This is a genomic window from Spirosoma profusum (assembly GCF_014699005.1).
Classification (GTDB): domain Bacteria; phylum Bacteroidota; class Bacteroidia; order Cytophagales; family Spirosomataceae; genus Spirosoma; species Spirosoma profusum.
Genome location: NZ_JACWZY010000023.1, coordinates 120,289 through 134,289, shown reverse-complemented (window position 1 = coordinate 134,289; position 14,001 = coordinate 120,289). Strand labels below are relative to the sequence as shown.

Here is a 14,001-nt window from a genome sequence, read left to right as displayed (position 1 = left end):
AACCTTTAAGATGCTTCGTTCCTCAGCATGACAAAAATGACTATTGACTGACGACTATCGACTACTACGCCCACTCCTTCGCGCGCACTTGATCGCGCATGGACTCGAATTGGACGGTAGGGTCTTTGACTTCGGGAGCGTTCACAAAATGGCTGAAGCGTCGGCGGAGTTCGGGGCTTTCGACAACTTCTTTCCACTCGCAGGCATACGTATCGACAATGAGTTGCATCTCGCGTTCCAGGTCAGCGCAAATGCCCAGTACGTCGTCGACTACTACGGCTTTCAAATACGTCATACCGCCTTCCAGTTTGTTCAGCCACGTAGCAGTACGAGTGAGTGGGTCAGCCGTTTTCACGTAGAACATTAGAAACCGGTCGAGCAACCGGACGCAGGTTTCCTTATCGACATCCGACGCCAGCAGCTGAGCGTGTTGGGGTTTAACGCCACCGTTGCCGCAGACGTAGAGATTCCATCCTTTTTCGGTCGCAATGATGCCGAAATCTTTGCTTTGTGCTTCAGCACACTCGCGTGTACAACCCGATACGCCCGATTTCAGCTTGTGGGGCGACCGCAATCCTTTGTATCGGTTTTCCAACTCAACGGCGAATGTAACGGAATCCTGCACACCAAATCGGCACCATGTACTACCCACGCAGCTTTTCACGGTACGTAGCGATTTGCCGTACGCATGCCCACTTTCAAAACCAGCCGCAATCAATTCTTCCCAGATTTTGGGCAAATCGCCGACGTGCGCACCAAACAGGTCAATACGTTGCCCGCCTGTTATTTTGGTATACAGGCCGTATTTCTGGGCGACCTGCCCCAGTACGATCAATTTTTCGGGTGTGATTTCGCCACCGGCCACGCGCGGTACCACCGAATATGTACCACCTTTCTGGATATTAGCCAGAAACCGGTCGTTCGAATCCTGAATGGTCGCTCTATCCTTTTTGAGAATATTCTCGTTCCACAAACTTGCCAGAATAGACGCTACGGCGGGTTTACAAATCTCGCAACCATCGCCATGACCAAACTGATTCAGTGTTTCAGTGTACGTTTTCAAGCCGTTCATCTTCACTAAATCCAGCAATTCCTGACGGGTGTAGTTGAAGTGCTCGCAGAGAATGTTGCGTACGTAAACGCCTTTCTCCTTCATCACGCCCTGAATTAGATCTTTTACCATTGGCGTGCATCCTCCGCAACCCGTACAGGCTTTGGTCGCTTTTTTTAGCGCATCGACTGAATTATTACCATTTTCGCCGATTTCGTGGCAGAGCATCGCTTTCGTGATGGCTTCGCAGGAGCAGATGATGGCGTCGTCGGGCAGTCCCATTATGCCGGCTCCAGCTTCTTCGCCACCTCGCGAACCGAGGATAATATCTTCAGGGTCAGGTGGAAGGATGGTTTTGTTCTTACAGGTTTGCAGCAGCATATTGTACTGCTCGGCATCGCCCACCAGAATACCGCCTAGCAATTCTTTCCCATCGGCTGATACGTTGATACGCTTGTAAACGCCCTTCGCTTTGTTTTCGTAAACAATGGTTCGGCAAGACGGCTCAGCTGCAAATGGATCACCGAAAGAGCCAACGTCGGTGCCGATCAGCTTGAGTTTGGTCGACATGTCGAAGGGCTTGAATTCTTTCGTCTCGCCCATCAGTTGCGACGCCACTACGTCGGCCATTTCGTATCCGGGTGCTACCAAACCATAAATCATGTGGTGAGCCACGGCGCACTCGCCAATGGCAAAAATGCTGGAATCTGATGTTTTGAGCGAATTATCGACAAGAATGCCTCCGCGTGGATGCGTGTCAATTCCGGCTGATTTGGCCAGCTCATCGCGTGGACGAATGCCGGCCGAAATCACCAGCATATCGACTTCCAGATGCGTACCATCGGCAAACTTCATCCCCGTGATGCAATCGTAGCCCGTAATCTCCTGTGTGCTTTTAGACAGATGAATGTTTAATCCCAGCGATTCGAGTTGGCGCTGCAAAATCCCCGAACCCGCGTCGTCAATCTGCCGGGGCATCAATCGCGGAGCAAATTCTACTACGTGAGCTTCTTCCAATCCTAAATCGAGCAGGGCTTTGGCGGCCTCCAAACCCAGTAACCCACCACCCAAAACAGCTCCCTTCCGCGCGCGACGTGCGTACGATTGAATGAGTTCGAGATCTTCGATGGTTCGATACACGAAAACCCCATCTTTTTCGACACCAGCCAACGGGGGCACAAACGCACCCGAACCGGTCGCCATAACCAGGTAGTCGTAAGGCACTACCAGACCGTGGTGCGACCGTACTTCTTTACGGTCGCGATCGATGTCGACAACGGGATCGGTGAGGTGGAGTGTGATGCCATGTTCGGCATACCATTCAGTGGGGGCAAGGGTCAAATCCTCGGCGGTTTTCCCGGCGAAATAAGCGCTCAGGTGAACACGGTCGTAGGCAACGCGCGGTTCTTCCCCAAAAACCGTCAGCGTAAAAAGTTGCCTGTCTTTTTGTTTGGCTACGAGTTTCTCGCAGAATTTGTAGCCCACCATGCCATTGCCAATCACAACGACATGCTTGCTGGTGTTTGTGTTCATAGTTATTAGTAACTATAACATTGTGAAAACCCTGTTTTATTATTGTACTATTCTAATAATATTGCCTTTTTCCTCCCCAAAAAGACAGGTCAAAACTAAACGGTATTTTTTATAATTCCTAACATTACATTTGCCAATAACTTTAATTTGGAAGATAATTTTTTATGAAATGCTTGTTTTTAAGAATTTTCACTCTACTTTTGAAGCGAAAACAGAATATAGTTAGTTTTTACTATAATAGTACAATACCACTATTAACCTATTAAACCAGAGAGTCCAATGCAGCCAAAGCTAACACTCGTGGGGGCGGGTCCCGGCGACGGCGAATTGATTACCTTGAAAGGAATCAGGGCGCTTCGGCAAGCCGACGTAGTATTATACGACGACCTCGCCAACAACAGTTTACTGGAGTTTGCGCCCGAACAGGCGTTGACGATGTATGTAGGAAAACGGGCTGGAAAAGCGTCGTTTTCGCAGGCTGAAATCAATGACCTGATTGTCCGGCTGGCGCAGGAACACGGGCACGTAGTACGCCTGAAAGGGGGTGACTCCTACGTATTTGGGCGCGGCTTTGAAGAACTCGCCTATGCGCGTGAGCATGGTATTCCGTGCGACGTAGTGCCGGGTGTATCGAGCAGTATTGCGGTACCAGCTTCGCAGGGCATTCCCGTTACGTGCCGGGGTGTCAGTGAGAGTTTCTGGGTCATTACGGGAACTACCCGAACCGGCGAACTGTCTGATGATCTTCAACTTGCCGTTCATTCGAAGGCGACCGTTGTGGTGCTGATGGGCATGAGTAAACTGGAAGAAATTTGTGCGATGTACTGCCAGGCCGGCCGGGCTCATATGCCGATGGCGGTGGTACAGAACGGAACGCGCCCTGATGAACAGTGCGTGGTTGGTCAGGTCTGGAATATGCCAAAGGTAGTGGCGCAGCAGGGTGTGGGGGCACCCGCCGTGCTCATTATTGGCGAGGTCGTTACGTTGCATCCGTCGTATCTGGCGGAATGCCTGCGAACCGCTGGAGTGACCTATTAAAACAAAAAAGCCGGTCCGGTGTGGGGGCACCTTTGGACCGGCTAACAGGGTTTGTCTATGCGAAAAACACAAACGTTTCAAAGAAAATGAAAAAAACAGCGTAAAGCAAATCTGCTTCTCTGGCCAGTCGGGTATAACGCTTTGACAAGCGACGCTCTTCTCATTACCCGGTCTCTGCTTTTCTACGTACTAACTCGCTGATTAGAAACACGCTAACGTGGGTTGGGTGTACTGTGCGATTTCCTCACCGATTTTCTTCAGTCAACCGTCATTTTCGATGAAATTTTCTCTTCTCTCTATAGCACTCATAACCGGGCTGACACTAGATTTTTGCCGGCCAGCTAATGCTCAGTTTTCCTTGATCGGTCAGTTACGTACCCGCACGGAACTACGTAACGGCGTCGGTAATCTGCCCGTAAAAGATAGTCCGATGGCGGCCTTTACGTCGCAACGGGCGCGGCTTACGTTTGGCTACAAATGGGACCGTGTTACGTTCAGCGTAGCGGTTCAGGACGTACGGGTGTGGGGTCAGGATGCCTCTTCCATCTCGAACAGCGATGGCAACCGCCTGATGGTTCACGAAGCCTGGGCCGATCTCACGCTTCTCAACCGGGCCGATTCGACCATTGCTACCAAAGCCATTGATTACCTGTCGCTTAAAATTGGTCGGCAGGAACTGGTTTACGACGATGTCCGACTGCTCGGCAACCTTGACTGGCTCCAGCAGGGACGTCGGTTCGATGCGGCTTTGCTAAAAGCACAGCACAAAGGCTGGGTATTGGATTTGGGTCTGGGTTTCAACCAGAATACCGATGCTTTTGGCGTGGCCGGAACGTATTACACGCCCACCAACGTACCGACTTCGGCTCTTTCGACGCAAAACGTTACGTTGTCAGTTCCTGCCGGATTTATCCCGACCAGCGGCAAAGGCGGTGCGCCTATAGTTGCCAATGCGGTGAGTACCAACGGCCAGAATCAGCAGTTCAAGTCGTTTCAGATGGCGTACCTGACGCGCAAGTTTAAAAGCACCAAATTCTCGGCACTAGTTTTTAAAGACGATTTCCAGAAATACCGGATTGACTCCATTGGTACGTCGGCAATGGGTTACGTATATGGGCGCCGTTACGACCAGTCGGGCACGAACTCCCGCGTTACGTATGGGGCCATGCTGACGGGGCAAGCGGGTAAAACGACGCCCGTTTTATGGCAGGTGTTCGCCTACGGACAAAGCGGCCGTGACCGGGATGGCCTTCAACTCAAAAATGCGTATCACTATGGCGGTAACGTAATGTTCCAGCGTGGCGTGTTCAGCGTGGGGCCTGGCTACGAAGTATTGTCGGGTAACGACGATGCACGTATCAAATCCGGCGAAACCAGCCGCTTCGATCCACTTTATGGGACGCCACACCGGCATTGGGGCTACATGGATTACTTCTACGTCGGAACGGGTTCACCGTCGGGTGGTTTGCAGGATGCCTTTTTGAAGTTCAAATACGCTGGAAAGCGGCTGACTACTACGTTCGATGTGCATTATTTCGCGTTGGCGGCCACTACGTTCAACAAAATGCCCGATGCAGCTCCCGCTACGCCCATATCCTCGAAACTGGGCGTCGAATACGACCTGATCGCTACGTATGCCCTCAACAAGTTCACGACGTTGGAAGGGGGGTACGCCATCATGAACGGCACCAATACGCTCGAATATACCAAGCAAGGTACTATGAATCAGAAAGATAAAATTGGTACGTGGGCCTACCTGATGATCAATATCCGCCCGGATTTTCTGGCGGAGAAGAAGTGACAAAAACGCCGGAATGGCTCCACTAAAACACATTTCTAACATCTGACAAACACATACAATCATGAATCTGACAACGAATAAACCGCTTGATTCTCTCAATATTTTCAGGGTAAAAGGCATCCAGATGCGTACGTTCCACATTACGTGGTTCACCTTCTTTGTCTGCTTTTTCGGCTGGTTCGGGCTGGCCCCGCTGATGCCCGCCATTCGCGCTGACCTCGGACTGACTAAACCACAAGTTGGAAATACCATCATTGCAGCTGTTTCGGCTACGATTTTTGCCCGTTTGATCATTGGAAAACTGTGTGATACGTGGGGGCCGCGCAAAACATACACAGCGTTGCTGGCGATTGGTTCACTACCGGTAATGTTGGTGGGACTGGCGCATGATTATACTACGTTCCTGCTGTTCCGGCTGGCGATTGGTGTCATAGGTGCGTCGTTCGTGATTACGCAGTTTCACACGTCGGTCATGTTTGCACCGAAAATTAAAGGTACGGCTAATGCAGTAGCGGGTGGCTGGGGTAATTTGGGCGGTGGTATCACGCAGTTGGCGATGCCCGTTATTATGGCGGCCATCGTTGGATTTGGTTACACGAAATCCGAAGCATGGCGGCTGGCGATGATTGCTCCAGGTATGCTCATGCTCATCATGGCATTTGTGTATTACCGGTTCACCAGCGATACACCAAACGGCAATTTCGACGAAATAAAACGCACCACATCAACTGGCGAGAAAGTAAGTTTCTGGAAAGCCTGCGCCGACATTCGCGTTTGGGCGCTGGCGCTGGCATACGCTTGCTGCTTCGGTATGGAAATTACCTTCGATGGGGTAGCCGCTCTTTATTTCTTCGACAATTTTAAAATGGCCGAAACCGAAGCGGGTTTCTGGGCGATGCTGTTTGGATTCATGAACATTTTTGCCCGCGCATTGGGCGGTATCGTAGCCGATAAAGTGGGAAACAAATACGGCATGCGCGGCAAAGGAATTTTGCTGGCAAGTATGCTACTGCTCGAAGGTTTAGGCATCATGTTGTTCGCACAGGCCGGTAGCTTGCCAATGGCCATTGCGTCCATGTTGACCTTTGCACTATTCCTGAAAATGTCGAATGGTGGTACGTATGCCATTGTGCCTTTCGTGAATCCGAAAGCGGTGGGTGTCATTTCGGGTGTGGTTGGCGCAGGCGGCAATGTTGGTGGTATGCTGATGGGATTCCTGTTCAAATCGCAGTCTATTAGCTACGGTCAGGCGTTCATGTACATCGGTTCCTTAGTCGCCGTCGTCGGCCTGATTCTCTTTCTCGTAAACTTTAACAAAGCCGTGGTGGTGGAAGAAGCGACCGAAACGGAATTGCAAACAGCGTAATCTAGTGATGAGTGATAAACGATGAGCGATGAGTGGACCGCGTAGGTTGACGCGAGCAATACTCATCACTTATCGTTCATCACTTATCGTTCGTCACTTATCACTTATGCAAACGACCTGTTGTTATTGTGGTGTTGGCTGTGGAATCGTAGTCAAACAGGAGTCGAATGGCCGATTGACCGTCGAAGGCGATAAGCAGCACCCGTCGAATCGGGGCATGTTGTGCTCGAAAGGCATGAATCTGCACTATACGGTCATGGACCAGTCGGACCGATTGCTGTATCCGCAGATGCGGCTTAATCGGTCGATGCCCATGCAGCGGGTAAGTTGGGATTCGGCGCTGGACCGCACGGCTGCTGTTTTCAAAACGTTTATCGAGAAATTCGGTCCCGATTCGGTCGCGTTCTACGTATCGGGCCAGTGCCTGACTGAAGAATATTATCTGGTTAATAAGCTTATCAAAGGATTTATTGGCTCCAACAATATCGACACCAATTCACGCTTATGCATGAGTTCGGCGGTGGTTGGATACAAACTGGCACTGGGCGAAGACTCAGTGCCAGTCTGTTACGACGATATCGAAGAAGCCGATTTATTTCTGGTGCAGGGGGCAAACCCGGCCTGGTGCCACCCGATTCTCTGGCGTCGTATTGAAGCCCATAAAGCCGCCAACCCCAACGTAAAAATCATCTGCATCGACCCGCGACGTACCGATACGGCTCGTTCGTCGGATCTGCATTTACCCATTCGACCCGGCACTGATATTGTCCTGAATAACGCTATTGGTCGACTATTGATTGAAAACGGCGATATTGACCTTGACTTCATTACCAATCATGCCGACGGTTTCACTACGTATCATACACAGGTCATGCTACGTTCGGTGGAGGAAGCCGCTGAAATTTGTGGTGTTTCGGTAGAAGACATACGTACTGTTGCCGATTGGATTGGCCGTTCGAAAGGCTTCCTGTCGCTCTGGACAATGGGCCTGAACCAGTCGGTGGTTGGCGTCAACAAGAATCTGTCGCTCATCAATTTACACCTCATTACCGGACGTATCGGCAAACCCGGCAACGGCCCTTTTTCGCTCACAGGGCAACCTAACGCGATGGGTGGCCGCGAAACGGGTGGTCTGGCAAACGTATTACCCGCCCACCGCGACGTAACGAATGCCGATCACCGTGCTGAAGTCGAAGCCTTCTGGAACACGCCGGTACGTATCGCCGACAAACCCGGCCTCACTGCTACTGAAATGTTCGACGCGCTGAACACCGGTACGTTGAAAGCTATCTGGATTATCAATACGAATCCGATGGTGAGTATGCCCGACGTGAACACGGTAGAAGCTGCGCTAAAAAAAGCCCGTTTTGTCGTCGTTCAGGACGTATCGAACCGGGCCGACACGGTGCAGTTTGCCGACGTAGTGTTACCGGCAGCCGCCTGGCTTGAGAAAGAAGGCACGATGACCAACGCCGAGCGTCGGATAGCGTATTTGCCCAAAGTAATCGATGCTCCCGGCGAAGCCCTGCCCGACTCAGAAATCATCTGGCGATTCGCGCAAAAAATGGGTTTTGAAGCCAATTTCAGCTACACCAGCGTAGCAGAGGTTTACGACGAATATGCCAAAATCACCGCTGGTACTAATATTGATATTACCGGTGTCAGCCACGAGCTGCTGAAGCAAAAACGTACTATTCAATGGCCTTTTCCGCAGGGAGCAGGGAGCGCGGGGCAGGGTACCAAACGGCTATTCAGCGACAACCAATTTTACACAGCGAACGGCCGGGCGCAGATTCACGCGCTGCCCGATGAAAATACGTCGGAACCGACGGACAGCGATTTCCCGTTAGTGCTCACCACCGGACGTATTCGCGATCAGTGGCATACCATGACTAAAACGGGTCGGGTGGCAAAGCTAAACCAGCACATTCCACAACCCTTTTTACAGATTCATCCTGACGATGCTCGTATTCGGGGTATTCAGGATGAGCAACTGGTGGAAGTACGTAGCAGACGGGGCGAGGTGCGGGTGAAAGCGCAAATTTCGGAAGATGTACGACCCGGTCTCTGTTTTCTACCCATGCACTGGGGAAAACGGTTAAATAATAACCTCAATCGGGCCAACAACGTAACGAATGCGCTTGTCGATCCCCGTTCTAAAGAGCCGGATTTTAAATTTTCGGCGGTGGACGTAGTGCTTTACCGGAAGCCAGTAGAGAAAATTATCATTATCGGGGCTGGTTCGGCGGGGCTGGGTTTCATCAATACGTATCGCTCGCTAAAGTCGTCCGCGACCCCAGTTGACGATGAAATTCATGTCTTTTCCAAAGAGATTTATCCATTCTACAACCGCGTGCTGCTGCCCGATTATATTAGTGGGGCGCAGTCGTGGGAGCAACTCGTTAAGCTACGCGAAGAACAATTCGAAGAAGCTAACATCATCGTTCACAAGGGCGTAGGCATCGCGCATATTGACCGAAATGCTAACGTAGTAGTCGATACGAACGGCGTTGAACACCATTACGACAAACTATTGTTGGGTACTGGCAGTAGTGCGTTTATGCCCAAAGGCATTCCGAAGTTACCGGGGATTTTTAACATGCGGTCAAGGCTCGATGCCGATTCGCTAATGCCATTTCTGAGTCCACGCTCCGGCATTTCGGGTGAGCCGCATACGGTGATTGTGGGGGGCGGATTGCTTGGTCTTGAACTGGCCGCGTCGCTACGTCAGATTGGCGTTCGCGTAACGGTGATTCAACGGGTAGGGCGATTCATGGAACGCCAGCTAGATCCACTGGCCAGCGAATTACTTTATCTGGAATTGCTGGATCGGGGCATCGATGTGTATTTTAACGAAGAAGTACAGACGTTTCTCGGCACCAATCGCGTCGAAGGTATTACGTTGAATTCTGGTAAACGTATTGATTGTCAGGCAGTCGTCATAGCTATTGGGACCGTGCCAACTATTGATCTCGCCCGCAATGCAGGGCTTGTCTGTAACCGGGGCGTAGTGGTAAACGATTACATGCAAACCTCCGACCCCAACATTTTTGCGGCTGGCGAGGTGGCTCAATGGAATGGACAGATGTGGGGCATTACGTTAGCCGCCGAGCAACAGGCCGACGTAGCAGCCCGGTACATCGCTGGTGATATTTCGCAGCCATACCGGGGCAGTTTGTCCATCAGTATCCTGAAAATGGAAGGGCTGCACCTGTGTAGCATGGGCCTAACTGAGGCTCCTGTAACTGCTTCGGGAACACCAGACCTCGATTACGAAGAAATTGTTTTCATCGACAAGGCGAAGCGATACTATAAAAAGTGCATCGTTCATCAGGATAAGCTGGTCGGTGCCATTCTGATCGGCGATAAAAACGAATTCGCCGAGTTCCGCGAACTGATCGCAAATGGTATCGAGCTATCCGAAAAACGACTGCAACTGCTATGTGCCAGCAAAAAAGTCGATCCGGTCGAAGGCAAACTGGTGTGTTCGTGCAACACTGTCGGACAAGGAAATCTGGAACGCGCCATCAAAGCGGGCTGCACTGATTTCCAACAGCTCTGCCAGAAAACCGGCGCTGGTACTGGCTGCGGCTCGTGTAGGCCGGAGGTACGGAGTATTTTGGAGAAAATAACTGTAGAGACAGGGCATGCCCTGTCTCCTATGCGTCAGCAATAACCATCCGGTCATGAGACAGGGCATGCCCTGTCTCTACATAAAAACGATGCGCGATTATTATTCCTTGAAAATCAACCTGCCCGGCGGAATTGTTGCGCCCGGAGCTTTGCAGAACGTACTAACGCTGGCCTATGAATCAGGCATTCGGCAGGTACGTTTTGGCGCACGTCAGCAATTGTTGATGACGGTACATTATGAAGATATGCGGTTGCTGGAGAAACAGCTGAAACAGCAGTCGATACCTCACGAAGTCAATACCGAGCAGTATCCCAACATCATCAGTTCCTATTGTGGCGAAGATGTATTTCGAACGGGAGCGTGGCTGCGCGAGAGTGAGTATCATACTATTCTCGATCAGTTTGATTATGAACCCAGACTGAAAGTGAATCTCTCCGATTCGAGCCAGAGTTTCACGCCGTTTTTTACCGGTAATCTGAATTTTATTGCTTCATCTGAGCCGCATTTCTGGTATCTCTACGTTCGCCCGAAGCAAACCAACGTAGTGTTTCGCTGGCCGCAACTGATTTATACAAATGATATTGGTCGACTCGCTAAAGCCGTCGAAGAAGTCTTACTTGAAAAGCAATATCGCGACGAAAATACACTCTACAAAGCTGTTACGTTGGGTCAGTCGTTCATTACACAGCCTGCTACACAGGAAATCGATCTGCCGGAATTTTCGCTACCGTACTACGAAGGCTTTAACCGCTACGGTCAGCGGTCGTGGTTAGGATTGTATCGTCGGGACGAGCAATTTTCGATAGCGTTTCTACTGGATGTTTGCGGCCTTTGCCTGAAAACACGTATCGGCGAAATCTGTACAACACCCTGGAAATCGCTTATTATCAAAGGAATTGAGGAGAAAGATCGAACGGCCTGGTCATACGTACTTGGGAAACATAATATCAATGTGCGACATGCGGCAAACGAACTAGGCTGGCAAACCGAAGACCATACCGAGGAAGGCGCACAACTCAAAAACTACATCGTCCGGTATTTCGAGAAGAACGATACGCGCACATTTGGCCTTTGTTTCGGCGTGCAGACCCGGCCCAAGTCGGAAGTTTTTGGCTCCGTGCTGATACGTCAGCGACCGTTGCTACGTATCGGTCAACTGGCGCTGTTCAATCGTTACGATATCTATTTCACCGAAAATTTCAATCCCAACAGCCGAACGTATCACCTGTTCGAAAAAGGGCTGTTCAAACTGCACGTACCGAATCAACTGCATCGCCTTTGCCGGAAATTCAACGCCCGACGAGCCATCGAAACCGGCGAAACGATACGTCTGGAGCCGGAACGTATTGAGCCGGTTTCGGCTAACGTAGCAGTGGTACATCAGTGTCCGCATTGCTTTACAATCTACGATGAAAAATACGGCGACGAACGTAACGGTATGGCACCTGGCACCCCTTTCTACCAACTGCCCGGCGATTATACCTGCCCAACTTGTGATGCGCCTAAGCACGAAATGCAGGAACGTAACGCGGCCCTTTTGCCTATATGATAGTTGCTTTAACCGAGGAAATTGATCAAAAATGAGATTTTTGTCATGCTGACGAAGGAAGCATCTTAACGTATCATCACTCACCTATTCGGATACGTTAAGATGCTTCCTTCGTCAGCATGACAAAAACTTGCCATGTAGCACGCACACCATCCTACAAATTCTTCAACCACTGCCCACGAAGCTGAAGCTGCTGCGCGGTAGCCTGAGCGTCAGGCTCAAACGTGTACTTTTTGGTCTCGTCGATTTCCTGCATCACCGGTTTTACGGTTACTGACTGACCGTTTCGTCGAACCGTTACTTCATACGTATCACCCGCCTTTAAATTGTTGATTTGATTCCGAAGGCTGGCGAACGTAGTGGGGCTAACGGGCTGCTGATTGAAACTTACCAATTCATCATTGTCCTGCAGGCCAGCCTGACGTAGTGGCTCACTCAACTGCTTCAACCGTATCGTATCACTCACGGCAACCAGCCGCATGCCGAGCGAAGGAAGTTTATTGCCAGTGCTAACTACAGGCTCATAGCGAATCCCAAGTTTACCGAAATACTCCTTCAAGGGCAACGGCTGGGCGTCTTTAACGTAGCGATTGAAAAAATCGGCGATTTCGGGATACGTTTTCTGCGCGAAAATGGTAAAAAACTCTTTCTCCGGGAACGGACGATTAGGCCCATACGTAGTGGCGAATTCGTTAATTACTTCCCGTAATCCACGTTTACCGCCCGATAATTCCAGTAAGCGAATATCAAGCAGGGCACCAACCAAGGCGCCCCGATTGTAGATGTTAACGTACTGTCGCTGACCTTCGGGCGTATAGCAAGTCAGCGCGAGTTTCGACAGGCTATACGTAGTGTCTAACTGCTTATCAACCTGCACTTTCTGACTCATTTCCTGACAATATTCGGGTAAGTCAATCAGTCCACCACGAAGCCGCATTGCGCCGTTTGCCCATTCTGTTACGCCTTCGTAGAGCCATAAATGTTCTGAAGGTGTGGGCGTTACGAAATTGAATTGCTGAATAAGTTCGCTATGAATGTTGAGGGGCGTTACTACGTGAAAAAACTCGTGAGCCGCAATGTTTGTCGCGCGAGCTGCCAATCGAGCAGAATAAGGTTCTTCCTTAAAAATGTATTCCGAACTGTACGAATGCTCCCACGCGCCCCATGATTCGTCCTCGAAATGATACAGAAATGCGTAGCGTTTTACGGGTAACTGCTTCAAAAACTGGCCAGCCGCGTTGAGCATCGCCTGCATCCCGTCGAGCAACTGCTTCGACGTAACCTGATCCGATTTTGAATACGTATACAGTTCGACAGCCGCACCACCCACCGTCGTTTGTGCTTTGGTCAGACGACCTAAAAGGATTGGCGAATCGACGATACGGTCGTAATTATCAGCCAGATAATAGCCGCTTTTATTTTTGTCCAGCGCTGTTCCCACTTCCCAGCCATCCGGATACGTGAGCTTCACCGCGAGTGGAGCGCCCTGCATGCCTGCCGGAAATCCGAATACCCCCTGGCCGTTAATCAGGACGTGATCCTGTTCTATCGACGTACCACACATGCGGTAAATCACGTCTTTATCAACCTTCGTATCCCATGTTTCGGCAATCTGGTAGCGAATCTCGCGAACCTGTTCAGGCTGCTCGATTTTCCACTGATTGGTCGATACGTGTTCGGTCTTTAGTTCTTTGCCTTTCTTGTCAAATGCCTGGAAGGAACGTACAAACCGACCAATATCCATCACCTGATACGTGCCGGGGGCCGTAGCCGCAAACTGATACACAGCGTTTTCGGGTTTCAGGCCATCTACGTGTAAGGTGACTTTAAAATTATCGTCGGCACGGTCGTTCAAATTTACTTCGTAGGTAAGAAGCGATGGGGGAACCGCCCACACGGCTGAAGTTAGCGAGCAGGCAATTAGTAAGAAGAAAAGCGTCTGTTTTTTCATGAAAATACGTACTGCTAAATACGAGGGTATATCTACAAACTTACTAATCTATCTAAATACGTAGCCAGTGAAATTGGA

General features: G+C 50.4%; 7 protein-coding genes. 5 read left to right on the top strand and 2 right to left on the bottom strand.

What is annotated here, in order from left to right; all coding sequences use genetic code 11:
• Positions 1-64: 64 nt before the first annotated feature.
• Positions 65-2,584, bottom strand: a complete 2,520-nt coding sequence (gene nirB / locus IC229_RS23660) for a nitrite reductase large subunit NirB (RefSeq protein WP_190889504.1) — start codon at positions 2,582-2,584, stop codon at positions 65-67.
• 279 nt (positions 2,585-2,863) lie between these two features.
• On the opposite strand from nirB, the gene cobA reads away from it, so the two are divergent.
• The 5 genes from cobA to IC229_RS23635 all read left to right on the top strand — a co-directional run bounded on the left by cobA (position 2,864) and on the right by IC229_RS23635 (position 11,972).
• The gene (cobA, locus tag IC229_RS23655) at positions 2,864-3,622 is read left to right on the top strand and encodes a uroporphyrinogen-III C-methyltransferase (protein WP_190889503.1); all 759 of its coding nucleotides are present in this window, start codon (positions 2,864-2,866) and stop codon (positions 3,620-3,622) included.
• A 277-nt stretch (positions 3,623-3,899) separates the two neighbouring features.
• Positions 3,900-5,423 carry an alginate export family protein gene (locus tag IC229_RS23650; RefSeq protein WP_190889502.1) on the top strand — a complete coding sequence of 508 codons (1,524 nt, stop codon included), beginning with the start codon at positions 3,900-3,902 and terminating at the stop codon, positions 5,421-5,423.
• A gap of 61 nt (positions 5,424-5,484) precedes the next feature.
• A complete protein-coding gene (locus IC229_RS23645; protein WP_190889501.1) occupies positions 5,485-6,789 on the top strand; it encodes a NarK family nitrate/nitrite MFS transporter in 1,305 nt (434 codons plus the stop codon).
• Positions 6,790-6,895: 106 nt separating this feature from the next.
• Positions 6,896-10,465: a nitrate reductase gene (locus IC229_RS23640; protein ID WP_190889500.1), complete on the top strand. Its 3,570-nt coding sequence runs from the start codon at positions 6,896-6,898 to the stop codon at positions 10,463-10,465.
• A gap of 46 nt (positions 10,466-10,511) precedes the next feature.
• Positions 10,512-11,972 (top strand): rubredoxin, encoded by a 1,461-nt coding sequence (locus tag IC229_RS23635; RefSeq protein ID WP_190889523.1) that lies wholly within the window; start codon positions 10,512-10,514, stop codon positions 11,970-11,972.
• Between the two features lie 154 nt (positions 11,973-12,126).
• On the opposite strand, the gene IC229_RS23630 is transcribed toward IC229_RS23635, so the two are convergent.
• Positions 12,127-13,923 carry a M61 family metallopeptidase gene (locus IC229_RS23630; RefSeq protein ID WP_190889499.1) on the bottom strand — a complete coding sequence of 599 codons (1,797 nt, stop codon included), beginning with the start codon at positions 13,921-13,923 and terminating at the stop codon, positions 12,127-12,129.
• Positions 13,924-14,001: the final 78 nt, after the last annotated feature.